This is a genomic window from Paraburkholderia sabiae (genome assembly GCF_030412785.1).
In the GTDB taxonomy this organism is placed as follows: domain Bacteria; phylum Pseudomonadota; class Gammaproteobacteria; order Burkholderiales; family Burkholderiaceae; genus Paraburkholderia; species Paraburkholderia sabiae.
This window is the reverse complement of record NZ_CP125296.1, coordinates 2,152,207-2,177,475: the sequence shown is the minus strand read 5'-3', so window position 1 is coordinate 2,177,475 and position 25,269 is coordinate 2,152,207. Positions and strand designations below refer to the sequence as shown.

The following is a 25,269-nucleotide window of genomic DNA, read 5'->3' as shown; positions in this document are numbered from 1 at the left end:
CATGGGGGCGCAGGATATTATCGCGGCCATTGCCGGTGGTCTTGCACAGTCCGACAGGCTGTTGAAGCTGGATACGCCGCTCGGCAGCGACGTACTCGTGCCGCAGCGCGTGGTGGGCAGTTCGCGCGTTGGGCGGCACTTCGAGTTCACATTGGACGTCGTATCGACGTCTTCGAATATCGAACTCAAGAAACTGATCGCGCAATCCGTTACGCTCTGGATCCAGCAATCCGATAAGTCCTGGCAGCCGCATAACGGCTTTGTCCATACAGCGCGTCGACTCGGTTCGGATAGCACGCTGACGAGTTATCAGATCGGCTTTGCATCGTGGATGCATTTTCTCAAGTTCCGGCGCGATCAGCGCATCTGGCAGGACGTGAGCGTCGAGGAAATCGTCAGTGACGTATTTAGTGCCCACCCTCAGGCTCAAGGGCGATTCCAGTTTGCACTGTCCGCGCCATTGCCGACACGTTCGTATTGCCGGCAGGATGAGTACGACTGGAGCTTCGTGCATCGGTTGCTGGAATCGGAAGGCCTTTATGGTTTCTGGCAACAGGCAGAGGACGGGAAATCGCACACGCTGGTGATCACGGACACGCTGTCGACATTCAAAACGATGTCGCCGCAAACGGTGAAGTTCTACCGTGCCGGAACGAACAGCGAGGCGGATGCGCTTACGCAATGGTCGGGCACACGCACGTTGCAAAGCGCGCTGCTGACCACGCGCACGTTCGACTACAAAAGCCCGTCCAGCACGTTCAACCCGAAGGGAACCAGCACCCCGACGATGCCCTCGCAGGGCGCGATACCCGCGCAGACTGAGGTCTATGAATACACGGGCGCTTATACGTTCGGAGAACAGGATCGCGGCGATCAGCTCTCGCGCGTCCGCATGGAGGAATGGGAGTCGCGGGCGAAGCGTTTTCACGGTGTGGGTGGCGTGCGTGGCATTGACGCCGGTCGGCGCTTCTCACTAAGCGGGCATCCCGATCACGACGGTGATGCAGCCGATCAGCGGGAGTTTGCCGTGATCGAGACTGCGTGGACGATTGAGAACAATCTGCCTGTCAGTAGCGATGCGCCCGTATTTCCTCATAGCCTTCAGGCGACGTTAGCGGCAGTGCGTGCCCGGCATGAAGGTGAGGCTTCGGCTGGCGAGGTTTCAGGCAATGGATCGGACGGGTTCTATCGCGTCGATATCGAGGCCCAGCGTACGACGGTGCCCTATCGCAGTCCGTTCGAACATGAGAAGCCGGACGTGCAACTCGAAACAGCGATTGTCGTCGGCCCACAGAATGAAGAGGTCTATACCGACGAGCTGAATCGCATCAAGGTGCGCTTCGTCTGGGATCGGCTCAATAGTGGAGACGAACGGGCTTCGTGCTGGCTGCGTGTTGCGCAGTCGGATGCGGGCGGCGGATATGGCGGCGTGCATCTTCCGCGTGTTGGCGAAGAAGTCCTTGTCGATTACGTCGATGGCGATTGTGATCGGCCGATCGTGGTTGCCCGGGTTTACAACGGCGCGACAAAGCCGCAGTGGCATTCGAACGGTTTGCTCTCGGGCTATCGGTCGAAGGAGTTCGCGGGTACTGGTTACAACCAACTGGTCATGGACGATGCGACCGGGCAGAACCGTGTGCAGCTATATAGCAGCAGCGCAAATTCGTATCTCCATCTGGGTTATCTGATTGCTCAGAATGGAAATGGAAGAGGCGGTTATCTGGGCAGCGGCTTTGATCTGAAGTCGGATGCGTTCGGTGCTGTGCGTGCGAGTCAAGGTATTTACGTCAGCACCCACGCGAAGAGCGCGGCGAGCCAGCAGCTCGACGTAAGCGAAGCTCACACGCAGCTCACCAATGCGACGAGCGTACTCGACGCGCTCTCACAGGCGAGCGAGACACATCAAGCCGAATCGCTCAGAGACGGCCAGAATGCCCTGAAAGACTTTGCGAGTGCGACGCAATCGAGTGCGCAGGGTGCGAATGCGAGCGGCGGCAACACGGCCGGCGGGGGCACGGGCAACGCGAATGCGTTTAGCGAACCCGTGATGCTGATGGCCAGCCCCTCGGGACTGGCAGTCTCGACGCAGCAATCAATCCATATTGCAGCCAACGAACAGATCAATCTCGTCAGTGGCCAAAGCACCTATGTTGCAACGGGTAAGTCGATGATCGCGAGCGTCGCGCAGAAGCTGAGTCTTTTCGTGCAGAACGCGGGTATGAAGCTGTTCGCAGGCAAGGGTAAGGTGGAGATTCAGGCGCACGACGACAATATTGAACTGACCGCGCAGAAGACCCTTAAGCTGATTGCTGCGACAGAGAACATCGAAGGCGCCGCAAAGCAGGAAATACTTCTGACTTCAGGCGGTGCCTATATTCGTATCAAGGGCGGCAACATCGAGATACACGCGCCTGGGAAAATCGACGTGAAGGGTGCGCAGCACGCGTTCAACGGTCCCACCCAGATGCCATACGCGTATCCCGACTTCCCGCGTTCGCAACTCACGGCGCACTGGCCTTTCTCCGAATAAGCCTGTCGTGCGCTCGACGTTCCACCACGATCCATCTGCATGCTGATCAGCTATCCATTCCTACCTGTCAGGCAGGCTTCCGAAAGCGATGATGCCTGGGAAACGCGTATCCTCAATCTCGAGATGCTTGACTCTGGCATCTATCCGGCCAGCTTGCAGTCCGCGTGGCACGGTGGCATTCACCTGATGGACCCTGGCGGCCGCGAGCCGGTACGGGCAATCGCGGACGGCACACTTGTCGCGTATCGGCTCGCGTCGGCGAAAGTCGCGCCCGAAGGCGTCGCTCCTGAAGCGGGTGTCGACAACAGCTTTGTGCTGCTACGCCACGAAACCGAAACGGCGGAGGCCGATTCGGGCGACGGCGGCAACAAAGTCGTGTTCTATTCGCTGTACATGCATTTGATGAACGACGCCGATGTGCAGGCCGAAGGCCGCAACGGCATTACGCGTCCCGAGCCCTTGAACAGTGCGAGCGGTAACGGCGCCAGTGCGCAGAGCATCAAGGTGGATGGCAAAACAAAGATCTATCGCAAGAGTGTGCTCGGGTTTCCGGGCATCAGTGCCGGGGGCAAGCGGATGATCCATTTCGAGATCTTCACGACGCCCGCCGATCTCGATGCTTTTTTTCCGGCCAACCAAAGCGGCAGCGCTGCATCGACAGGTACGACGGATGGCAAAGCGGGCGTTTGGGGCGACAGCTACTTTGTGATTCCCGCTGGCACGGCGGTTGTCGCGTCGGCACCGCACACCGACTCGCATCACAAGATCGCCGGGCATGTGTTTCCCACTGGTGTCGATGGGACGACTCCCGCACGCCTTTTCGTACGGATCGGCTGGCGGCGCGGCAGCAAACGCACGACAGTGTGGCGCGACAACGGTGAAGCGCTCGCGCCCACGCTGCTGACGGATGCACAGGGCGTCGTCGATGCGGACTTCGAATATGCGCTATTTCCGCTTGCGAAACAGCTGTATCGGAGTTGTCCGAGCGCCGGCTACGAGATTCTCCGCTTCGGTCGCGCAATTGGCCCGGACAAGGCCCATCTCGCTGCGACGGAGAAGCATCTACATGCGCTCATCACTTTCGATGCGGGCAGACGGGGCTACATCGATCTTGCATCCGATAGCATCAGCAAACTCTCGGATGCCGATTTCCCCTCCTGGTTAGGCTGGCAAAGAATCGAGGAGTCGGACAGCGCGTTCTCGACCGACGGTGTCTGCGATGTGCCTGCCCTGACTGCATTGCTCGGGTCCGCGGTCAAGTCCGGCGACACCGGTGATGCCGCGAAACAAGACTTTGCGACATTTATCGCGGCACCTGAAAACGCCGCGATACGTGAACGGTTGCGTCGTCTCGTGTGCCGCTTTCATACGGAATGGGATGGCGCCGACAACGAGCAGCGCTATGCGCGCCTGAAGCAGAAGGACGGACTTGGCCCCGGCATCGACGGCCCGTTCTACGGCAAGGATGACGATTACAATCGCCAGCTCGCGTTCTTCCGTCAGCTTCAGTTCTGGTCGCAGTCTGCTGACTGGTCGAATACCGGGCTCACCGATCCCAACGTGTGGCACTTCCATCCGTTCGGTTTCATTCAGCACATGCGCCGCTGCGGCTGGCGCTCGCTCGATGAAGTGGCGCAGTTGCTGCCGCGCGTCTCGTATGCGGGAATGCCTGCGCGTCACGACCGCGTGAACATCTCATGGAGCAACGCCGTGTCGCGCTGGACGCCACATGTCACGACGTTCAATCAGGCGTTTCGCAAGTACGGCGTCGTCACGCCGGTCCGGCAAACGCATTTCCTCGCACAAGTCTTCATCGAAACGGCGCGGATGGCGACGATGCAGGAACTCGGTCGTGGTCACAGAAACAGCAGGGGCAACTGGCCGACGCGGACGATGGAGTACTACCAGGCCTTTTACGGTCGCGGCGCGATGCAACTCACATGGGCGGGCAATTACGACGATTACAGGGATTTCCGCACGTCACACGCACTGCCCGACAATGTGTCGGGCACCTATGTGGACGAGCGCATCACACGCACGTCGCGGCACTATTGGGCCGATCCGGCCAATGGTGGCACTGAGAAGCAGTGGTACCCGCGCTACGACCCGGACATCGTCGCGACCAATCCGTACAATGCGGCAGACAGTGGCGGATTCTACTGGGTGTCAAAGCATCACGACCACGCGTACGACATCAACAGCGTCTGCGATCGCGGTATCTCGGAGCAATCGATCGGACGCGTATCCGTGCTCGTCAACGGCGGTGGATTCGGCTTCTTTGAGCGTCAGGGCTATGCGCACTACATCGCGCGTTTCCTCGGCGACGACGTGGACACTGCGCAAACCGCGACATTCAGTCCGCATCACGGTAACGTGACGACTGCCGTGACGGTAGACTACACACCTCAACGTCCTTAACGAAACCCGCGTATGAACTTTCGATTTGCGTTGCTTGCTGCTGCTTTTCTTGCGACAACCGTCACGGCAGCGTGGGCCGACGGGCCGCTTGTCAAACACGACAAGCTGGAAATTACGGACCTGATTGAACAGTCGATCAGCGTCCTGTACACCAATCGCGGTGGCGATCAAGCGTTCAATGTCGCCACGGGCGACATCGTTTCGTTCAGGTCCGGCACGGATACGGCATGGCTATTGCCCGTCCTCAACGGCAATGCGGACAAGCATCCGCTGCAGTCGGGCCAGTGCGATGTGCTGATTTACAAGGCTGATACCGACTACCTGACGCCGGTGCAGTTCTCTCACGTGCCGCTTGGTGAGACGCGGGACGATCAGTGTGTCGGATTCGGTCGTCCGCTCGTCATCACGCTCGACCAGGCCGCGTCCCCGCTGGTGGTCTATCCGACAATCTACGGAAGCAAGCCTAAGACCACGGCATGGCGCGTGCTCGCTTACGACGCTTCGAATAGATCGTTTTGTTTTGCACCTCAGGCGTCGCTGAGTCTGACGAAAGCGGCGAAGACGGCGCATATGGACGAAGCAAGCGCAGGCGAGGTCATCAAGCACTTGAACTTGCCCGCTGACGCGTTCAAATGCGTATCGCCGACGAAAATCGATTGAGCGAACTGCGGTTTGCCAGCGAAACGTACGTGAGATCCGGGGACTCGCCGAACAAGGACGGGGGCGATGATCCCTTCGATGGTGTATATCAACAAGAAAAGCGGCAAGAAAACTGCGTTCGGATTGAAATCAGGCGCTGTGACCGACACAGGCAGTTGCGACTGGCAATGACAGTGCGCTTCTACATTCAACCGCCTGAAAGCGCAGGGCGCTTCATGCTCATCAACTCCTTCACCTCAAGCCGATCATCCTCAGACAAGATCGGCACAGTCAGCCATTTCCCATCAGGATATGCGTGCGCTTCATCGTAGAGCTTGACCAACTGCGGACTCCAGGAATAGCGCCGCGCCTCGAACTTCTCTCGCTCGACTCGCCCCAAGACCACCAGAACCGAAAACAGCCTGTATGCCGGCAGCAGCGTGCAGAAGGCCTTGGTCTTCTTGTAGCGCAGCGACCAGCCGCGTTTCTTGCCGCCATATAGCCAATCTGGCTCGAAAACACCGGGGTAGGATGCGTCGATCCAGCTGCGCAATTCGACCCAATGTTCAAACGCCTCCGGCCCCATCCAGTCGCGGACGATGCGCTCATCAGGTTGAGAAGATTTGTCGGCGATTCTGTCGCCGATCTCGACGGACTGTGTCATGTTGCTTTCCTCTTCGTCTTAACGGCCAGCCGATTCCGGCTATTTGATCGGCGTGGTCAACGCTTTGTCATCGCTATCGACGACGAACACCGCAATCAGCTTCGCCGATTCGGTCTTGCTTGCGTTGCGGCTGATCGAATGGATAGCGCCCGGCGGTTCGGACCAACTCTCGCCTGCCCGATAGATGCGCGTCTCACCGTCATTCACCTTCGACTCGATCGCACCCTTGACCACATACGCGTAAATGAAGGCCGACTTCGCATGGGCATGGGGTGGAGAGGCCGCACCCGGCGCGTAATCGACTTCCACCGCAATCAGCGACTTGCCGGGGATATTGGGAATGACCGCATCGAAGTTCTTCGTGACAGTTTGCCCTTCGCCTTCGTGGGCTGAAGCGGAGCCGGTCGTCACGATGGCGAGTGCCACGTAACTGGCAGCGATGATGGTTCGGATCTTCATGGACTTCTCCTTCTGAGTGCCTGCTAGTCGTTGCTCATACGTGTTTGATGCCGGCCTGACTTCAGGCCGCCGTCACTGCCAATCCGCGCTGCACCGCCGGACGTGCGAGACCACGGTCGAACCAGCGCTGGACGTTCGCGAAGCGGTCGAAGCCGACGAGTTCGCGCGCTTCGTAAAAGCCGATCAGGTTGCGCACCCAGCCGAGCAGTGAGATATCGGCGATGCTGTAGTCGGCGCCCATCACCCAGTCGCGGCCCGCGAGCCGTTCGTCGAGCACACCGAGCAGCCGCGCCGATTCGCTTACGTAGCGGTCGAGCGGACGCTTGTCTTCATAAGCTTTGCCGGCGAACTTGTTGAAGAAGCCAACCTGACCGAACATCGGCCCGACACCGCCCATCTGCCACATCAGCCACTGGATCGTTTCGTATCGCGTGTTGGGTTCGGCGGAAAGCAGCCGCCCCGTCTTGTCCGCGAGATAGAGCAGGATCGCTCCCGATTCGAACAACGCAAGCGGCCGTCCGCCCGGACCGTCGGGATCGAAGATCGCTGGAATCTTGCCATTGGGGTTGAGCGCGAGAAACGCTGGGTCGTGGTTCTCGTTCGCCAGGATGTCGATACGGTGCGCCTCGTACGCCAGGCCCGTCTCCTCAAGCATGATGCCGACCTTCACGCCATTGGGCGTCGGCAAGGAAAAGAGCTGGAGCCGATCGGGATACTGCGCCGGCCAGCGCGTGAAGACTGGATGATCGAGTGTCATGGTGTTCCTGTTGAGCGGGCAGAGTCAGCCATGAACGGCGCATGGCCGACTCTTTCGCCTGGATCCGCGCCGGGGCCTTCGCGCCCAGGCAAACGGATCACATCGCTCCTGACTGAATAGCGTTCAGATCGATCCGGCCGGCGCAACAGCCGGAAAGTCCTTCTCGGGATCGAACACGTTGTTGAAGAAGTTCGTCAGGGAATACATGGCCACCAACGCGACGATCTCCATCACGTTGGCATCCGTGTAGCCCGCTTCGCGAACGGCGTTCAGATCGGCGTCACTGACCTGACCGCGTGTTTCGATGACTTTGCGCGCGAACTGGACGGCTGCGTCGCGCTTCGAATCGGTCGCGCGGCCCTTCCGGGCGAGAACGATTTCATCGGCCGGCAACTTCGCCATGTGCTCAGCCGTAAAGCTGTGAACCGTCAGGCAGTAGTTGCAACCGTTCACTTCGGAAACGACCAGGCCGATGCTGTCGCGCGTCTTCACGTCGAGAGCCTTGCTCAGCGAGCCGAGCAGGTTTGCCCATGCGTTGAACGCAATCGGGCTCTGCGCGAATGCGGCCATCATGTTCGGCGTGAATCCGATATTTTTGGTGAACGCATCGAGCGTCGGCTTCGAATCGTTCGGTACCTGGTCCTGCTTTAAGATAGTAGTCCTAGTCATTTCAGTCTCTATAAGTTACTCGTTTCACTGGTTGGGAGAGTTCATGTGTGAACCGTTCCCTCGACTTACTTCGTGCCTGGCCCCGGGTCGGAACTGGTCAGGTCTTCAAATCGGAGAGTGCGTGACGCACTTATACGAGCGCCAACACATCAGTCACGGGACGGCGCGGCTTCTGCGCCCAGTTTCCTGCTCGCTCCGCTCCGATGGACAGCAGCAGCACGGGCACTTCGTCGGCGGCCAGGCCGAACTCGCGGTGCACCGCGTCGGCATCGAAACCGATCATCGGCGTCGAACCCAGGCCGAGCGAGCGGGCTGCATAGATCATCGCGGCTGCGCCGAAGGTAGCGGTGCGGACAGCCTCGTCGCGACGGCGCTGCGGATATGCCATGTACAGATCGCGTGCGGGGTTTTCCCATTCCGCCACCATCGCGGCCGGCATGACGCCCGCTTTCACCAGCGGATCCAGGCGTTCCGGAATGACGCTCGTATCGACCAGCTGGCCGCATACGATGAAGGTAACTGCCGCATCGGTGACTGCGGGCTGGTTCCAGGCGATCGGGCTCAGCCGTGCCTTTGCTTCAGGCGTGCGAACGGCGATGAAGCGCCAGTTCTGCAAGTGGAAGGACGTGGGCGCGCTGGTGCCGATCCGCACCAGCTCGCGGATCTGATCGTCGCTCAGGGTCGCGGCGGGATCGTAATACTTGGCGGCGCTGCGGCTCAGGATACATTCGATGACTGCATTGGTCATGGTCGTTCCATTGTTCATGCTGATTCCTATGGGTGCGGAGAGAGATGGTGATGCACGGGTGCTTTCGGTGCGCGGTCTTCATCAGGTGATCGGGAGCCTCTAATTTAGGCTCACACGAAAGCAATTTCACGACTGCATTTGCTCAATAAACTATCCAAAAGGATCAAGTGAACGCAGACGATGCGACGCAGGAGTTCGCGGCTATCACTGGCCGTTGCGCGCCATACGGCGCCATTCACCGGGCGTCATGCCGATCCGGTCGAAAAACAGGCGTCGGAATGACGACACGGACTGGTAGCCGACCAATTCGGCGACCGCCTCGGTGCTCACCGTCGACTTCTTCAGCTCGTTTGCAGCGAGGCTCATGCGGATATCGGTCAGCAGGTCGATGGCCGAGCGCCCGAGCGTGTCCTGGAAGTGCCGCATGAAAGTGGCGCGCGACATGCTGCACAAGCCGGCCAGATCGGGCAGACTCCAGGACCGGGCCGGCTCGGAAAACATGGCTGAAATGGCGGGAGCGAGGCGTGGATGTCCGGCGAGCGCCAGCAAGCCAGCCGGGGCCCGTTCGGATTCGCTCGCCTCGCGCAGCACGAGGGTGAACAGCGCCGAACTGAGCGCGTTGAGGATCGCGTATCCGCCCATCCTGTCGCCCGTGGACTCGTCGCGCATCAGCCCCACAAAACTGGCGAGTCGATTCGAAGCGGACCTTATGCCGGCCTCACCATCGCCCTCCATCGTTCGTACGACCAGATTCGTGGGGAGGTAATGACGAATCAGCCGGTCATGAGGCGGCTCGATGAAAAATCGCCCGCACAACATGTCCAGATGTTCGCCCTTTCCATCGTTCTCGCTGAGCGTCAATCCAGCAGAACTCTCGCGTTCGTGAGTGGGTTTAGGGGCGCGTCCGCTGCCGTCGTGCAGAATGTGCGCCGATCCCTGTGGCATCAGCACGATGTCGCCGCCCACCAGTTCTCTCGCCGTCCCTGTCTCCGGACTCTCGACGATCGCCCGTCCCTTCAGCACGACGTGGTAGGGAATCTCGTTCGCTGCCGACTCCGCCCACGCCACACGCCATGGCGCGCCGTAGGTGCAACGGACCTCCAGCCGGCCAGTGACGGTGATCATTTGCAGCAGGTGACTCAGCCAGTCGACTTGTGACATAGCTCTCCGTTAGGCCTCGGCACAGGAAACATCGAAAATGTGATCAGGCTATTGCGCCAGCCCGCTCAGCGGCCGGCACTTTGCCCGCCGTCGACGTGCAGGATTTCTCCCGTGATGAACGGCGCGGAATCCAGAAAGAGAATCGCGTCCGCGATATCGCTCATCTCGCCGATGCGTCCCAGCGGATTAAATGCACCGAGTGCGTCATGAGTCTCCGGGGCGTGCATCGGTGATCTGATGATTCCGGGCGCAACAGCATTCACGCGAATGCCCTTTCGCGCGTACTCGATGGCGAGCGATTTTGTAGCGGCGTTCAGACCGCCCTTGGTCAACGCCGCCAGTACCGAATATACGCCGCTGTAAGCTGTGTCGGCGATGCTGGCGGTCACGCTGACCACGTGGCCGCTCGAATGCTTTTCCATTTCGGCGATGGCGAGTTGCGTGATGTAAAAGAAGCCGCTCATATTCACGTTCATCACGGCAGCGAAGTCTTCGGACGTGTGTTCGGTGAACGGCTTTCCGATGTAAATGCCCGCGTTGTTCACCAGCGTGTCGATCCGGCCGAATCGCGCGATGCCTTCGGCGATGACGCGCTGCGCAATAGCGGGATCGCCGATATCGCCCGGTACCGTCAGCACGTTCGCGTCGTCCGATGGTTCGATCAAACGTGATGTTGCGACGACGGCATAGTCGAGCTCGCGAAATGCGCGAACGATCGCTGCACCGATACCGCGCGACGCGCCCGTAACGGCGACAACCTTTCGTGACGTGCTCATACCTTAATACCTTTTAACGTGATGGTCGCGGGAGAAAGCCCGACACTGCGGAAGCGAGAATCATCCGATGACGATTGACGGGCACTTGCGATCGATAGACGCGCGGACGAAATACCGAATCCCCGCGACGTATCGGCTTGCCGGACAGCACGCAGACAGCATCCGCGCGCGCGAGACCGATGCCCCATAGCTGATTCGCGTAATGACCCAGACAGGGATCGCTCCAGCGGATGCTGATCGTCGTCGACGACAGCTTTTCCACGATCGAGATGTGCAAGGGCGAACGTTCGTTTTGCATGGTCGGGCATCGCTCGTATCAACTGGTTGGTATCGGATCCTTCTTTAAGGTAGTAGTCTTTATCATCGCCGGTTCGATCATCGCGATGAGCGAGCGACGAAGTTCGGCTGCACGAGCATCATCGATGAAGGCTGTGCCCTGCAACGGCAGATAATGGATCGTATCGAGACCGATGCAGCCGAGTGCAGCGCGAAGATAGGGCGTCAGAAAATCGGGCTGATTGGCTCGATCGCCCGTGAACACACCACCCGAAGCGATCCCGACGAACACAGGACGGTCCCGAAGCATGCCGACCTTGCCGCTCGGTGTCGACTGCATCGTGCGGCCGACACGGAGGATCTGATCGATCCATGCCTTCAGCACGGACGGGACCGTGAAGTTGTTCATCGGCGTTCCGATGACGATGACATCGGAGCGCTCGACCTCTTCTATGAGTTGCTCGGCCAGAAGCACCGCGTCGGCAGACCGCCCAGCCGCGGCGAGCGACGCGGGCGTCGACAGCGCGTCGGCATAGTCGGCTCCGGCATGAGGTATCGGTTCATATCCCAAGTCCCGGCGATGAATATGCGCGTCGGGGAGGATTGTGAGAAGCTTCGCGACGATCGCGGCCGACAGCTGTCGACTATGCGACTCGCGTCGCGGGCTGCAATCGATATGCAGGATATTCATTCCTCTTTCTCCGGCCGCATCACTTCACAGAGGCAGTGGCGGCATCGAGTTCGAACGATCATGGCCAGCCAGCTCAGCGTTGGCCTTACGTTTATATCAACGATGGTGCGATTATTCTGTACCATCGATGGTGCGAACAGAAGAACCAAGATCACCCACTTTTGTGTGTACCAAGAACATGAACTCGGACCTGCAGATTCAGCTCGACCGGACAGCGAAGCTTTCCCTGGCGGAGCAGATTCGCGAGAGCATCAGTCGGGCCATAGAGACAGGCGTGCTCGCTTCCGGCACCCGGTTGCCCTCGTGGCAGGACCTGGCCGCGCAACTCGGCGTGGCGCGCGGAACGGTTCAAGCGGCATATGAACGGTTGTCCGACGCACAGATGATCGAAACATTCGGCGCAGGGGGCACGCGTGTGGCCCCGCGGCTCCGCGTGGTGGCGACGCAACCCAAAGCGCCGCGGCTCGGAGCGTTCATGCGGGCGTATGAGGAGATGAACGCCGGGCCGGCGATCTTTCAGCTGGGCATTCCGGCGTTCGAAGGGCTACCGGAGAATCTCTTTTCACGGGCGCGCTCTTCCAATCTGCTGAAAACGGGAAGTTTATCGTCGCTGCTCTATCCCGATCCAAGGGGTGAGTTCGAATTGCGCCGAGAGATCGCGGGCAATCTCTCCATCGCCAGAAATTTCCACTGCCATCCTGAGCAGGTGTTCGTCACTGCGGGATACAGTTCCGGCTTGGGCCTGGCATTGCGAGTGTTAGGTCTGGACGGCAAGAAGGTCTGGATGGAAGAGCCCGGTTTCATGGTCACGCGGAAAGGACTGGAGCTCGCTCGTTTGAACATCGTGCCGATACCGGTGGATGCGGACGGTATCGATGTCGACTACGGTATCGAGAAGGCCCCGGACGCTGCGTTAGCTGTCCTGACGCCGGGTCAACAGGCGCCGCTGGGCTCGACTCTGTCGTTGAGGCGACGTCTTCAACTGCTCGAGTGGGCAGCTTCGAACGATGCCTGGATCATCGAAGACGATTACCTCGGCGAGCTACAACTGGAAGGCAGGCCGGCACCTGCCATGGCGTCGTTGGGTGAGGGCAAACGGGTCATCCACATTGGTTCTTTCAGCAAGACTGTTAGTCCGGCGCTGCGGCTTGGATTCGTCGTGGCGCCAACCGAACTGGCCAACGCATTCGCCGAGGTCGCCGCAACGCTTGCTCCCGCGCCATCGCCCGTCATTCAACTCGCCACGGCTCAATTCATGCGTGACGGCCATTTCATCCGGCGCGTGCGTCGGCTCAAGCGTATATATTCCGCCCAGCGTGACGCGCTCTGCGAGCAGTTGCGAATGCGCGACGCGGAGTGGGTGAACGCTGGCCTCGCTGTACTTCTCCGACTTCCCGACGCTGCACCCGACGTGCGGATCGTTCGTGAAGCGATGACCGTCGGCATAGCGCCATCGCCGTTGTCGGTGTGGTTCGCGAATCCGTCCTGGACTTTGAGTGGTCTTTTGCTCGGGGTTGCTACGGCGCCTGAACAGCACCTCGCCACATCGTGTCAGCGATTGTTCGAGATCATTGATCGGTATCGGTGATGACGCAGATTGGGCGTCAGTTGAGGATTGTCGCTGCTGCCAGTCAGTCGCAAGAGAATCGATAGCTGTCGTCGAGTCCGGCTGCGAGCACTAACGTGCGGAGGTTTGCGTTGCGCGACGCCTGACACAAAGCAGCTTGTGCCGCGGGGTCGTGATATTGACTCGCATACTCGGCATTCAGTACCGGCTTGTTATCGGACGTGAACATGAAATAGTCACCGCACTCGCTTTTCTCGTGACACTGTTCGTTGACTGCGAAATCGAATGAATGCTCAAGCGCGGCGATCTGGTCGACGTCGTTCTTGAGCGCGACGGCCAGGTTTCTGACATGCGCCTGTTGCGCGATGAATGTGTTGAAGTCGATCTGGTCTTGTGCAGTCAACGGAAAACCCGTCGAATTCACGTACCCGTCGACGTTGTCAGGTTCCACTCCGTCGCAACCCTTCGAAACAGCGAGGTCGAGTCGGTTGGACATCACCGCGCGGACATTTGAAGACCGCACGTCGAGCCACTTTTCGCCCGTCCATCCCGACAGCGCGTTACCCATATCCGCTGCACGAAACGTCGCGTAATCGGGGCGCCAGTCTTCCGAACTGCCCGCGGAAAAATAGCACACTACCTTATGTCCCGCGCGCTTCAGCGCTGCGATGGCGGACGCATCGACATCGAAAAGATCGATGTCGTAGATGGCCACAGCATACGATGTGTTGATCGTTCCACGAAGCTGCCATTGCCATGTGTCCGACGCGACCGGCTTCCATTGAGCCGCATTGGAAACCGTCGCGGGCGTGGTTGTTGCGGTCGTGCCCGTCGCCGATGCGCTTGCCTCTGTCGAGCCATCCGAACCTGAACCGCCGCAGCCCTGAATCAAAGCTGCAAAGGTCAACAACAACGCTGCCGATACAAACGACGACTGCTTCGCAGTCCAACCCGATTTCCTGATTAGCAAATGATTTCCTTTCTCACGGGCTGATTGATGTGTCGGCACATGGCGTGTCTTTTCGATGACACTGTGCGAGCTTCCGACGTCAAAGCGAGTGGCCGGGATGATCGCATTGGTTTGTTACGTTGCAAACGGATTTGCGAACGCATTGCATATAGAAGTGACATGCCGCTTCATTTCAGGCAGGAAGCTTGCTGTAGCAGAGGCGTATAGCGTGTTTTCATTCCACGACTCATCATGAACAAGCGCATCCGCATCGATCGGCGACACGTTGTGACGATGTTCGTCATGCACATGAGTCTTGCGATTGCCGCACTCGTCGTCCACCACGATACGAATGCGGCCCCCAAGTCCGCCGCCGCGGAATTGCCGTTGACGCACGTCGCCGACATTCCGTTACCCGGCCGCGCGACGCGGCTCGACTATGAAAGTTTTGATCCCGACCGGCATCTGCTGTTTATCGCGCATCTGGGCGACAGCGAAGTCATCGTGTACGACACGCAAGCGTCGCGCGTCGTTGGGCGCATCGGCAACGTCTCCGAAGTGCATGGTGTGCTCGTCGTGCCAGGACTCTCGCGTGTGTACGCGTCGGCGACAGGCACGAACGAAGTCGTCGCCATCGACGAGAACACGCTGAAAATCACCGCTCGCATGCCGGGCGGGGTGTATCCGGATGGCATGGCTTACGCACCCGAGACCAGAAAGCTCTATGTATCGGATGAGACGGGCGGGACCGTCACCGTGATCGACACGCAATCCAACCGTCGCACGGGCACGATCGAGGTGGGCGGCACGATCGGCAACACGCAGTACGACGCCGCGTCGCGGCATATCTTCGTCAACGCGCAGTCGCGAAGAAAGCTCGTCGAGATCGACCCTGCGAACGATGCGATCGTCGCGCAGATCGATTTGCCGGGCGCAAAGGGCAATCACGGTCTCTATGTCGTTCCGCAATACCACCTCGCATTCATCGCCTGCGAAGACAACGCGAAGCTTCTGGAAGTGAACCTGCTCAAGAGGCAGGTCGTTCAGTCGTTCGACGTCGGCGATGCCCCCGATGTGCTGGCATTCGATTCCGGATCGAACACGCTGTATGTCGCAGGGGAAGCAGGAATCGTCTCGATGTTCGAGATCGGCACGTCGAGCGTATCGAAGAGGGGTGAAGGCAGCGTCGGTCCCAACGCACATGTGGTTGCCGTCGACCCATCGACGCATCGTGCCTACTTTCCGCTCAAGAATGTCGATGGCCGTCCGGTGCTCCGGGTGATGGCGCCGAGGTGAGATTCGCGCCAGGCAACCATCGTGCATAGCGAGGCGTTGGATGGATGACAAGGGGCCACAGCAACGTAGGGCCGCATCGCCTTCGCATGCAGAGCGGGCGGCCTGGTGAAAAAGTTACAAGATAAGTGTTGACGCTGGTCCATCCGACGCGTACTGTTCGCTCCGAAGTTCAAGAAGTTCGATTGCTGTTCATCAATTGATCGCTCCTCCGCGGTATTCGTTGTCCACTCCCTCCTTGAAGCTTCACGCGCTCTTTCACCGAGCAAATTTTCGTATTTTTTCCTCAAGGATTCTTCATGGAAACCGGTACCGTTAAGTGGTTCAACGACAGCAAAGGCTTTGGCTTCATCACCCCGGACAAGGGCGGTGACGACCTGTTCGCTCACTTCTCCGAAATCAGGAGCGAAGGCTTCAAGACGCTGGCTGAAAACCAGAAGGTGAGCTTCGAAACGAAGCAGGGCCCGAAGGGACTGCAAGCGGCTAACATCAAGCCGCTGTAAAGTTGAAGAGCCCGGCCTCCTGCGATGGATGCCGGGTTGCAGCGACACCCTCGCGGAGCTTCGTCTCCCTCAGTTGGCGCGATCATTCCTGATTGGCATCTGTTTATTCAGCAGCGTGCCGGCGCCATACGCCTCGTTGCATCTCATTCTCCCCCTCAGGCTTCAACGCCCTTTTTCGCTTTTCGATTGCTGAAGAATTCGGCTCGAATGGCTTTGAATCAGCGCGCCCGTGCACTCTTCGCACGGCATGTGCGCGCCAAAATATCATTAAAATTAAAATGCACAACAAGCAAATTCAACATTACAACGGCTATGCCGTCCAATCCTCGGCGCATCGTTTGCCCGATGGCAGCTTTTCATCCAACCTGTTGCTCGAACTCATCGACGGTGAGCGCGCCGACGGCCGATACTGCTTCTATTCGCTCGATTACTTCAAGAGCGAAGAGCAAGCGTTGCAGCACTCGACCGAGTGGGCACGCAACTGGGTCGACACGCGCGGTTGAAGACATCGCTTCCTTCTCGTCCCGCCTATCGTGGCGGGTAGATAGCGGGCTTCGGTTACAATGCAGGAATAGTTCGCTTCGCACAGCACCGAAAAGACCCGTGTTGGTTAGTCGCGAATCTTCCTTTGATTGATAGTCCAGCGATAACAGTGTTCGCCGGACCGTTCGGTAATGCGAGCCGTCGCGTCCGACCAATTCCCTCGCGTAGCTAATCCGTCGCCCGTACCTGGCGATGTTCATGACTTCAGGGACGCGAGGGCGGCCCCGTACGCGAATCAATTCCGACATAAGGATGAGCAAAGCAGTGCCGCAACGCAGGGAGCCGCATTTCGCGGTCAATGACAGGGCGATACGCGACCACTGCGCCACGACGCTGCTTGCACATCCACATCACGATTCGCCATTGCTGGCGGATCTCAACCTGGGGAAATAGTGACTACTGTAATTCTGAAACCCGACGAGCCCGTAGAAGTTGCGTTGCGCCGTTTCCGTCGTGCGATCGAGCGCACAGGCCTGATTCCGGAACTTCGTTCCCGGACAGCCTATGAAAAACCGACCACAGAACGTAAGCGCAAAAAGGCGGCTGCAGTGGCACGCCTGCGCAAGCAGATCAAACGGTCGTTGCCGCCGAAGAAGCGCTACTGATCGGGGTCAGGGCGCCGGTTGAGTTCGCATATGTGCCGCTCGCGAACAAAAGACCGGCGTTCGCACATCATGATGCCGTGAGCGTCATGCTTGTTCTAGCCCGTTCGCCTTTTAGCGAGGAGAAAAGACGGTTGCTCCTCTGTCTTCGAAGTGGGTCGCGCTTCGAATGAATCGGTATTTATGCCCGTCAATTTCGACCCGATTCGGGCCCGACCGGGTCAAATCGAGAATATCGCCGGCGAGTGGCGACGAAATTGCACCATGGTAGTTCCAGTGTCCCTGGTCCTTTTTCGCATCCCCGATGTACACCGCGCACAGGTCATCGCATTTCTGCATCATGATGACGCTACCGCCCGTATCGAGCGAGAGTGCGAGATATCTGGCCAGCGTCACGAGCGCTTCGGTAGTTAGCATTTTGACAAGCCGCTGAAGGGCGGAAAGCGTTAGCTGGTCTTTACCGCGCAATGTCTGGTCAGCCATTCGTCTGCCCAGTCCGCGGCAAACTTCATGGCGTCCTCGCGCTCGTTGAAGCCGGCCAGATCGCCGCTCAGATGAACGTCATACTCGCGCCCATCGTCGTCGGTGCGACTGATCCTCGCGTGAGCGATATATTCCCCGTCAGCCCGACGCGGCGTGGAATCGATGTGAAATGCGCCAGCATGCATCTGCTTCTCCTTTCCCTTTCCGCGTGGGACGACGGATTTGCGTGTTGGACACGGGACTCGGCTCCGTGTCGTGGACAGCCGCGATTCGCTGCGGACGAAGCGCGTGGCTGCCTTGCGCACTATTGCCGCTTGCAGCCGCTCGCGGCGGTGCCGACACTCGCGCAACTGCGCTTCGAGGAAACTGAGCGAGTCATTTTTCGGCACGGTTTCTGTGCCCAGCGTCATCCGTTCGTCGATTAACAGTCGGCACGTGCTCAGTTCACGTTCCCGGGATGCTATCTCGGTCTCCAGATTGCGATGCTGCGAGATCAGATCTTCCAGTTCAGGCATGCAGCCTCAGGACATCAGTAGTTCGAAGGGAGCCTTTGGAAAACCGGCGTCAGGCCTTGATTTCCGGCCAGATAACGAATCGACCAAAGGTTTGCGCGAGGATGTGTCTAATCCCCGGGGCAAATACCGGTTGCAGCGCGCGGTTACGGGATACGTCCGCAGTCGCGCATGATGAAGTGCTTGTCCGGACAGCGAGGCTCGCAGCCGTTGACGACAAGCTGTTATTGAGCATCCCAGATGTTGCCGGACTCGTTGGCATCGATCAGCAGCTCCGCATAGGCCGTCGACGCACGTCTCGCCTCGCCTGTGCTCATGAACGGCCTTTCGCCGGGCAGCCGGAAGACACGGCTTCGAGCCTTGGCGCTGTCGCTATGGGGCTCCCTGATACGGACCGCCGCGTCGAAGCCCTGCCCATAGTCGTGAGCAAAACCGGGGCGCGTGGCCACGTGCGGGTACACAAGCGGATAGACTTCGAGTCCCTTGTACAGATGGAAACTGTCTGCCACAGATACCTCCGTGTCGCCGCGCGAATGCGGCAGGATGAAGGAGGCCGACGGCAACCGTATGCAGGACGCTAACGTCCCTGTGATGAACCCGGCTCGCCTCCGCAGCGCAACCAAGCCGAATGAATCGGGTGTTCCCAGGAACGCGCGAGCATCAGGCGATGGAATTCATACTACGCGCAATGTGGACTCGCGTGGCGAAAAACTTCGAGCGCTGACAATATCTCGCAGCCGCTGTTTCCACAGAATTCGGCCGCTGGCGATCCGCAGCCATGCGCACAAGCGTTCAAGCGCGCTGCGCGGTCACCAGACGCGCACAGCAGGGCACGAGACAGAGCAACAAAGCCAGCAGCCAGAACGCGCCCGGCAGGCCGACGCCCTTGGCGACAAAGCCCACGCCCGCCGGACCCACGAGATTGCCTGCATAACCCGTCGTCGTGATAGCCACGACGGCCAGCGCCGACGGCATCGCGCGTTGCGAACCTGCCTGGCGAAACAGCACGGGCACGACATTCGACGCGCCCAGCCCGATCAGCAGAAAGCCCGCCATCGCGATGACCGCGAGCGGCGCCGTCAACAGGACAACGAAACCCGCCGTCGCGACCACGCCGCCCCAGAACACCATCGCCCGATCGCCTACGCGCGCCGTCACTGCATCGCCGCCCAGGCGGCCCGCCGTCATCGCGATCGAGAAGAGCATGTAGCCGACTCCGCCCTGATTGGCCGCGACGAGTCCCGCGCCCGTGATGAGCAGCGCGCTCCAGTCGAGCAGCGCGCCTTCGACGAGAAACGTGATTGCCGTGAGCGCGGCCAGCAGGAGCACGATGCCGCGCGGCGCGACGAATAGCGGACCGTCGTTGGCTTCGGCTGTTTCGATCAGACGTGAGCGCGCGACGACGATTGCGCCGAGCATCAGCACCGCGCAAAGCAAGGTGCTTTCGAATGCGCCGAGTTGCATCGACAGCAGAAACGTCATCAACGTCGAGCCGGCGAATCCGCCGACGCTGAACAGCGCGTGAAAGCCCGACATCAACGGCTTGCCCGCCGCGCGTTCGACTTCGACGGCATGGATGTTCATCGCGACATCGAGCGAACCGAGCGACGCGCCGAACGCAAGCAACGCGGCGCCGAGCGTGATCGGCGTGCTGACCACCGACAGCAACGGCAGAATGACGGCCAGCCCGCAGCCTCCCGCGACGATGATCGGCTTGCTGCCGTATCGCGCGCTGAGCGCGCCCGTAATGACCATCGCGACGACCGACCCAAGGCCGATGCAAAGCAGCAGCATGCCGAGCACGCCGTCGTCGACGCCGAGTCGCTGCTTGGCAAAGGGCACGAGCGGCGCCCAGCCCGAAACGCCAAATCCGGCCACGAGGAAAGCAAGGCGCGTGGCAAGCCGGGCTGCCGGCTGGTCGGAAGTCATGACTGCACAGTTCGATGGAATCATGTATTTATCGTCCTGCGGGCGCCTCGGCCTTCAGAACCGACGTGCCCGCTTTCGTCAGAGCAGTGTGTTCCGCGCGCGGCAGGTCGTGCTCGACGATCACGCAATCGATCGATTTCATCGTGGCGACGCGATGCGGCGCGCGGGCGTTGAATTTGTCGGTGAGCGCGAGCACGACGCTGTGTGCGCTGGACGTCAAAACCGCGCGCTTGAACGTCGCGTCGGCGAGACCGAACGCGCTGATGCCGGTCTTCGGCGATATCGCGCAAGAACCGAGAAAACAACGGTCGATATTCAATTGCTCGACGCTCTGCACGGCGCTCGCATCGACGCTTCCGCCTACTGCGTGATCTACCGATCCGCCCATCATGATGAGTTGCAGGTCGGGCCGGCGAAGCACGGCGGCGGCGATATCGATGGAGTTGGTGGCGACCGTGAGTTCGAAGTCTTCGGGCAACAGATCGACGAGCGCGAGGTTGCTGCTGCCGCTATCGAGAAACAGGAGTTCGCCTTGCCCGACCAGCGACACGGCCGCGCGAGCCAGTGCCGACTTGCGTTCGCGCGCGACGTCCATGCGGCTCGCCATCGGCGCGGACGCGGGCGTGATGGGCAGCGCGCCGCCGTAGACCCTGCGGCAACGGCCTTCGGCAGCCAGTGCGCGGAGATCGCGGCGGATCGCATCTTCGGAAACGCTGAATTCGACAGCGAGCGTCGCCGCCACGACGGACTGACCGTCTGCGAGCCGCTGCGCGATCTCGTCGCGTCGGGCGAGGGGAATATCGTCGTTCATGTTCGACAGCATAACGTGCACAAACGAGAATGTAAACGTGCACAAACGTGCACAGTGCATCACCGGTCCGGCGTTTGAACGCTTGCCTGCCCGCAAGAGACCGCTCATCATTCGATACTTCACGCTTAGGGCCACCGGCAAAACCCGCATGAAAAGCCATCTCGATCACCAGCTGCGCCTGTTCGTCGAAATCGCGAAGTGCGGTTCGTTATCGGCAGCGGCCGAAGCGTTGTCGCTCACGCAGTCGGGTTTGAGCCGGCAACTCGCGAGTCTGGAAAGCGCGTTGGGCCAGGCGCTGTTCGTGCGCAACGGGCGCGGCGTTTCGCCGACGGAGGCCGGGCAAAAGCTGCTCGAAGCGGCGGGCTCCGCGTATCAGCTGATCGACAACACGCTCACGCAACTGCGCGACCAGCACGGCATCACGGCGGGCACGCTGAACGTCGCGACCATCCACACGCTGACGTATTACTTCATGGCCGAAGTGGTCGCGAAGTTCATGGCGCAGCGGCCTAGCGCGGGCGTCGCACTGCTTGGACGCAGTTCGGCCGGCGTCGTCGAACTGGTCGAAGCAGGGCGGGCGGAAGTCGGCTTCGTCTACGATTCAGCCGTCGCCAGCGACGAACTCGATATCACGCCGCTGTTCGAGGAAGAGATGAGCTTCGTCGTGCACGAAAGCTCGCAATTCGCGCAGCTTGCGGGGATTTCACTCGATGCGCAGACGCCGCCGCTCGTCGTGTTTCCCGCTGGTTATGCGCTACGCCGGATGCTGCATACGCGCAGCTTCAATGCGACCGTCGCGGCGGAAGTCGAGACCGTCGATGCGATGCTCAAGCTCGTGTCGCTGACCAACGGGCAGTGCATTCTGCCGAGCCTGATTCCCGAAAAGCTGCTGCGCGAATATCAGCTGACGCGCGTGCCGATCGACGCGCCGCTGATGCGGCGGCGTATCGTCGCGATCACGCGTCGCGGCCGGCCGTTATCGGCGCTGACATCGCTGATGCTCGACATCGCACGCGAGAGCACGGCGAAGGCGTGACGCGCGCCCGCATCGCGCAAGCAGCATGAAACTCAGGCTTCGTCCTTGCGCATGAACGCCGTGCTGACGAGCGCGACGATGCCGAGCGCAACCAGATACCATGAAAGATAGCCCGGTTGTCCGCCGTCGAGCTTGACGAGGTACGTCGCGATCACGGGCGCGAGGCCGCCGCCGATCGCTCCCGATGTCTGCACCGCGAGCGAAATGCCGCTGTAGCGCACGGACGGCGGGAACTGTGCGGAGAACAGATTCGCTTCGGGGCCGTACAGCAGCGCGTAGACGCCGGCCAGCGCGCCCAGCATCGCAATGTACACGGACGCCGCACCCGGCGCGCCGAGCAGTTCGAAGAAGCCGAACGCGAACGCGCAGATCGCGATGCAGCCGAGTCCGAACACGACGCGCGGCTTGAAACGGTCCGCGAGCCAGCCGGCAACCGGGATCGTCACGAGCGCGGCAGCGGCGCCCCACACGACGGCGTTCAGAATCCGCGGACCCGACATATGCAGATGCTGCGTCGCGTAAGACAGCGCGAACGTCGCGACCGTATAGAACCACGTCACTTCCGCGAGCCGTCCGCCCGCGACCGTCAGCAGTTCGCGCTTGTGCTTGCGGATCACTTCGACGACGGGCGCCTTCACCTGCGCGCCGTGCGCCTTGACGCGCTCGAAATCCGGCGACTCCGCGACGCGCAGCCGGATAAACCAGCCCACCGACAACAGCAGCACGCTCGCCCAGAACGGAATGCGCCAGCCGTACGATAGCATCGCGTCTTCGGGCAACCGCGCAACGGCCGACATCGCGAGCGACGACAGCACGAGCCCGAACGCGACGCCCGCTTGCGGCAGACTGCCGAAGAAGCCGCGTTTTCCTTTCGGCGCGTGCTCGACGGCCATCAGCACGGCGCCGCCGTATTCGCCGCCGATCGCGATGCCCTGAATCACGCGCATCACCACGAGGATCACGGCCGCCCAATAGCCGATCCTGTCGTAGGTCGGCACGAGGCCGATCAGCACGGTCGGCGTGCCCATCATCACGAGAGTGAGCAATAGCATCGACTTGCGCCCGACCTTGTCGCCGAAATGGCCGAACACGATCGCGCCGATCGGCCGAGCGAAAAAACCCACTGCGTACGTGCCGAACGCGGCGAGCGTGCCGGTGATGGGATCGAACGCCGGAAAGAAAATGCGGTTGAACACGAGCGCCGCCGCCGTGCCGTAGACGAAAAAGTCGTACCACTCGATGGTCGTGCCGATCAGGCTCGCGATTCCGACGATCGCATATTGACGCGGGGAACGGCCGGGCCGCGCGTGAGATACGCTTGCTCCGCTGCTGGTCGATGTCGACATGATCTCCTCCAACTTGAATCCGGCGCGAAGCCGGTATGAATTGACGACTGCGCCCGCTTCGTAGCATTGCCGACGCATGGACGCAGTATTCGGCGATCAATATTCACGAGCTATGCAGCGCATGTCATAGCTGCTATGTACCGGGCTGCATGGTTTGTCGCGCGCGAATCTTCAATACTGATTGCCAGACAAGCGCGTCCCGCGCGATCACGCATTCAGCACATGGAGGCAAGCATGCAATTGCGAGCAAAGGAATATTTCGACCAACGCGCAACCGAAGAGATGACGCAGAACCTGAAACCGCAGGAGCGCACGGTGCAGGAGAAACTGGCGTACGCCTGCCGGATTCTCGCGATGACGGGACAGGAAGCCGGCCTCGCGGGGCAGATCACCGCGCGTTCGGAGAAGCCGAGCTGTTACTGGACGCTGCGTTTCGGCCTCGGTTTCGACGAAGCAACGCCGGACGATTTCATCGAAGTCGATGCTGATCTGAACACGATCACAGGCACGGGCATGGCGAATCCGGCGACGCGTTTTCATCTGTGGGTCTACGAAGCGCGGCCGCAGACGAACTCGATCATTCACACGCATTCGCCGTACGTGTCGGCGCTGGTCGCCGCGCGTCAGCCGCTCGTGATCGCGCAGATGGACATGACGCCGCTGCACAACGACTGCGCATTTCTTGCCGACTGGCCCGGCGTGCCGATTGCGGATCAGGAAGGGCAGATCATCTCCGAGGCGCTCGGCGACAAGCGCTGCATCCTGCTCGCGCATCACGGTCAGCTGACGACGGGCGCTTATGTCGAAGAAGCGACGTACCTGGCGGTGTATCTGGAGCGCGCCGCGCGCATGCAGGTGCGGGCGCGCGCGTTCGGCCCGATCACGCCCGTCGCGGACGATCTTGCCGCCGAGGCGCATGACTATCTGTTGAAGCCGTCGATCGTGAAGGGTACGTTCGACTACTGGTGTCGTCAGGCCGATCGTCTTTGAGTAACTGCGTCGGCGCGTGTGACGTTGTCTGAATGTATTTGATGTGGGCACACGTTAAGAATGACGGCCTCGGCAGAGCCCTTCGCGGCAATCGCGAAGGGCTCTATTCAGCGTCGCTTAACGGCCGGCGCTCTGGCCACCATCGACGTGCATGATCTCGCCCGTGACAAACGGCGCGGATTCCAGATACAGGATCGCATTGACGATATCGCTCGTCTCGCCCATAAAGCCGAGAGGATGAAAGGCGCCGAGCGCCTCGTGAGTTTCCGGCGCATGCATCGGTGTCTTGATGATGCCTGGCGCGACGGCGTTGACGCGAATGCCTTGCTTCGCGTACTCGATAGCAAGCGACTTCGTCGCGGCATTCAACCCGCCCTTGGTCAATGCAGCGAGTACCGAATGTACGCCGCTGATTGCCTGATCGACAACACTCGCAGTCACGCTCACGACGTGACCTCCCGAGTGCTTTTCCATTTCGGCGATCGCGAGTTGCGTAACGTAATAAAAGCCTGCGAGATTCACATTCGTCACGGCGACGAAATCGTCTGCCGTGTGTTCGGTGAATGGCTTGCCGATATAGATGCCGGCGTTGTTGACCAGCGTGTCGATCCGGCCAAAACGTTTTACCCCTTCCGCGATGATGCGCTGCGCAGTCGCCGGATCACCGATATCGCCGGCAATCGTCAGAATGTTCGGATCGTCCGAAGGCTTGATGGAACGCGAGGTCGCAACCACACGATAATCGAGTTTTCTGAATGCCTGTACGACTGCAGCTCCGATGCCTTGCGATGCACCTGTAACGACAGCAACCTTTTGTGATGTGCTCATGTTTCACTCCAAAGAAATCAGCGGAGGCCATGGTAACGAGGGGAGTTGTCTGCAACAATTGCTCGACGCGGCAAATCTTTAATGCTGAA

Annotated in this window: 26 protein-coding genes and 1 pseudogene; 10 read left to right on the top strand and 17 right to left on the bottom strand. The window is 60.1% G+C overall.

Annotated elements, in window-relative coordinates; all coding sequences use genetic code 11:
• Position 1: 1 nt before the first annotated feature.
• The 3 genes and pseudogenes from QEN71_RS39220 to QEN71_RS39210 all read left to right on the top strand — a co-directional run.
• Positions 2-2,482 (top strand): annotated as a pseudogene (locus QEN71_RS39220) (type VI secretion system Vgr family protein); the annotation flags it as partial.
• Between the two features lie 87 nt (positions 2,483-2,569).
• On the top strand, positions 2,570-4,948 hold the full coding sequence (locus tag QEN71_RS39215; protein WP_201649606.1) for a hypothetical protein: 2,379 nt from the start codon (positions 2,570-2,572) through the stop codon (positions 4,946-4,948).
• Between the two features lie 12 nt (positions 4,949-4,960).
• Positions 4,961-5,608, top strand: a complete 648-nt coding sequence (locus tag QEN71_RS39210; RefSeq protein ID WP_201649607.1) for a hypothetical protein — start codon at positions 4,961-4,963, stop codon at positions 5,606-5,608.
• Between the two features lie 187 nt (positions 5,609-5,795).
• Here the strand turns inward: QEN71_RS39210 and QEN71_RS39205 are convergent, their stop codons facing one another.
• From QEN71_RS39205 to QEN71_RS39165, 9 genes are all read right to left on the bottom strand, one after another.
• Complete coding sequence (locus QEN71_RS39205) at positions 5,796-6,251, bottom strand: DUF3788 domain-containing protein (RefSeq protein WP_201649608.1); 456 nt, start codon at positions 6,249-6,251, stop codon at positions 5,796-5,798.
• Between the two features lie 39 nt (positions 6,252-6,290).
• Entirely contained in the window at positions 6,291-6,710 is a 420-nt protein-coding gene (locus tag QEN71_RS39200; protein ID WP_201649609.1) for a cupin domain-containing protein, read from the bottom strand.
• A gap of 61 nt (positions 6,711-6,771) precedes the next feature.
• Positions 6,772-7,467: a glutathione S-transferase N-terminal domain-containing protein gene (locus QEN71_RS39195; protein ID WP_201649610.1), complete on the bottom strand. Its 696-nt coding sequence runs from the start codon at positions 7,465-7,467 to the stop codon at positions 6,772-6,774.
• Positions 7,468-7,590: 123 nt separating this feature from the next.
• Positions 7,591-8,136, bottom strand: a complete 546-nt coding sequence (locus tag QEN71_RS39190; RefSeq protein WP_201649611.1) for a carboxymuconolactone decarboxylase family protein — start codon at positions 8,134-8,136, stop codon at positions 7,591-7,593.
• Positions 8,137-8,266: 130 nt separating this feature from the next.
• Positions 8,267-8,902 (bottom strand): nitroreductase family protein, encoded by a 636-nt coding sequence (locus tag QEN71_RS39185; RefSeq protein WP_201649612.1) that lies wholly within the window; start codon positions 8,900-8,902, stop codon positions 8,267-8,269.
• Positions 8,903-9,088: 186 nt separating this feature from the next.
• On the bottom strand, positions 9,089-10,045 hold the full coding sequence (locus tag QEN71_RS39180; protein ID WP_201649613.1) for an AraC family transcriptional regulator: 957 nt from the start codon (positions 10,043-10,045) through the stop codon (positions 9,089-9,091).
• A gap of 65 nt (positions 10,046-10,110) precedes the next feature.
• Positions 10,111-10,821, bottom strand: a complete 711-nt coding sequence (locus tag QEN71_RS39175) for an SDR family NAD(P)-dependent oxidoreductase (protein ID WP_201649614.1) — start codon at positions 10,819-10,821, stop codon at positions 10,111-10,113.
• 13 nt (positions 10,822-10,834) lie between these two features.
• A complete protein-coding gene (locus tag QEN71_RS39170; RefSeq protein ID WP_201649615.1) occupies positions 10,835-11,119 on the bottom strand; it encodes a DUF3331 domain-containing protein in 285 nt (94 codons plus the stop codon).
• Positions 11,120-11,137: 18 nt separating this feature from the next.
• Positions 11,138-11,788 (bottom strand): FMN-dependent NADH-azoreductase, encoded by a 651-nt coding sequence (locus QEN71_RS39165; protein ID WP_201649616.1) that lies wholly within the window; start codon positions 11,786-11,788, stop codon positions 11,138-11,140.
• Positions 11,789-11,966: 178 nt separating this feature from the next.
• Between QEN71_RS39165 and pdxR the strand changes: the two genes are divergently transcribed.
• The gene (gene pdxR, locus QEN71_RS39160) at positions 11,967-13,376 is read left to right on the top strand and encodes a MocR-like pyridoxine biosynthesis transcription factor PdxR (protein WP_201649617.1); all 1,410 of its coding nucleotides are present in this window, start codon (positions 11,967-11,969) and stop codon (positions 13,374-13,376) included.
• A gap of 43 nt (positions 13,377-13,419) precedes the next feature.
• On the opposite strand, the gene QEN71_RS39155 is transcribed toward pdxR, so the two are convergent.
• Positions 13,420-14,262 (bottom strand): endo alpha-1,4 polygalactosaminidase, encoded by an 843-nt coding sequence (locus QEN71_RS39155; RefSeq protein ID WP_233471756.1) that lies wholly within the window; start codon positions 14,260-14,262, stop codon positions 13,420-13,422.
• Between the two features lie 294 nt (positions 14,263-14,556).
• Between QEN71_RS39155 and QEN71_RS39150 the strand changes: the two genes are divergently transcribed.
• The 4 genes from QEN71_RS39150 (at position 14,557) to rpsU (ending at position 17,248) form a co-directional block, all read left to right on the top strand.
• Entirely contained in the window at positions 14,557-15,600 is a 1,044-nt protein-coding gene (locus QEN71_RS39150; protein WP_201649618.1) for a YncE family protein, read from the top strand.
• Between the two features lie 296 nt (positions 15,601-15,896).
• The gene (locus QEN71_RS39145) at positions 15,897-16,100 is read left to right on the top strand and encodes a cold-shock protein (RefSeq protein ID WP_027797648.1); all 204 of its coding nucleotides are present in this window, start codon (positions 15,897-15,899) and stop codon (positions 16,098-16,100) included.
• Positions 16,101-16,378: 278 nt separating this feature from the next.
• The gene (locus QEN71_RS39140; protein WP_201649719.1) at positions 16,379-16,603 is read left to right on the top strand and encodes a hypothetical protein; all 225 of its coding nucleotides are present in this window, start codon (positions 16,379-16,381) and stop codon (positions 16,601-16,603) included.
• Between the two features lie 432 nt (positions 16,604-17,035).
• A complete protein-coding gene (gene rpsU, locus QEN71_RS39135) occupies positions 17,036-17,248 on the top strand; it encodes a 30S ribosomal protein S21 (protein WP_201649619.1) in 213 nt (70 codons plus the stop codon).
• A 111-nt stretch (positions 17,249-17,359) separates the two neighbouring features.
• On the opposite strand, the gene QEN71_RS39130 is transcribed toward rpsU, so the two are convergent.
• The 5 genes from QEN71_RS39130 to QEN71_RS39110 form a co-directional block, all read right to left on the bottom strand.
• Positions 17,360-17,728: a hypothetical protein gene (locus QEN71_RS39130; protein ID WP_233471757.1), complete on the bottom strand. Its 369-nt coding sequence runs from the start codon at positions 17,726-17,728 to the stop codon at positions 17,360-17,362.
• Entirely contained in the window at positions 17,692-17,913 is a 222-nt protein-coding gene (locus QEN71_RS39125; RefSeq protein WP_201649721.1) for a hypothetical protein, read from the bottom strand. The genes QEN71_RS39130 and QEN71_RS39125 overlap by 37 nt, the downstream gene beginning before the upstream one ends.
• A gap of 551 nt (positions 17,914-18,464) precedes the next feature.
• Positions 18,465-18,749 (bottom strand): hypothetical protein, encoded by a 285-nt coding sequence (locus QEN71_RS39120; RefSeq protein ID WP_201649620.1) that lies wholly within the window; start codon positions 18,747-18,749, stop codon positions 18,465-18,467.
• A 283-nt stretch (positions 18,750-19,032) separates the two neighbouring features.
• Positions 19,033-20,169, bottom strand: coding sequence for an MFS transporter (locus QEN71_RS39115; RefSeq protein ID WP_201649621.1), 1,137 nt, complete (start codon positions 20,167-20,169; stop codon positions 19,033-19,035).
• 28 nt (positions 20,170-20,197) lie between these two features.
• Positions 20,198-20,980 (bottom strand): DeoR/GlpR family DNA-binding transcription regulator, encoded by a 783-nt coding sequence (locus QEN71_RS39110; RefSeq protein ID WP_201649622.1) that lies wholly within the window; start codon positions 20,978-20,980, stop codon positions 20,198-20,200.
• A gap of 148 nt (positions 20,981-21,128) precedes the next feature.
• On the opposite strand from QEN71_RS39110, the gene QEN71_RS39105 reads away from it, so the two are divergent.
• Positions 21,129-22,016 carry a LysR family transcriptional regulator gene (locus tag QEN71_RS39105; RefSeq protein ID WP_201649623.1) on the top strand — a complete coding sequence of 296 codons (888 nt, stop codon included), beginning with the start codon at positions 21,129-21,131 and terminating at the stop codon, positions 22,014-22,016.
• 32 nt (positions 22,017-22,048) lie between these two features.
• Here the strand turns inward: QEN71_RS39105 and QEN71_RS39100 are convergent, their stop codons facing one another.
• A complete protein-coding gene (locus QEN71_RS39100; protein WP_201649624.1) occupies positions 22,049-23,362 on the bottom strand; it encodes an MFS transporter in 1,314 nt (437 codons plus the stop codon).
• A 234-nt stretch (positions 23,363-23,596) separates the two neighbouring features.
• Here QEN71_RS39100 and QEN71_RS39095 point away from each other — a divergent pair, with 234 nt between their 5' ends.
• Positions 23,597-24,352 (top strand): aldolase, encoded by a 756-nt coding sequence (locus QEN71_RS39095; protein WP_201649625.1) that lies wholly within the window; start codon positions 23,597-23,599, stop codon positions 24,350-24,352.
• Positions 24,353-24,469: 117 nt separating this feature from the next.
• On the opposite strand, the gene QEN71_RS39090 is transcribed toward QEN71_RS39095, so the two are convergent.
• Positions 24,470-25,180, bottom strand: coding sequence for an SDR family NAD(P)-dependent oxidoreductase (locus tag QEN71_RS39090; protein WP_201649626.1), 711 nt, complete (start codon positions 25,178-25,180; stop codon positions 24,470-24,472).
• Positions 25,181-25,269: the final 89 nt, after the last annotated feature.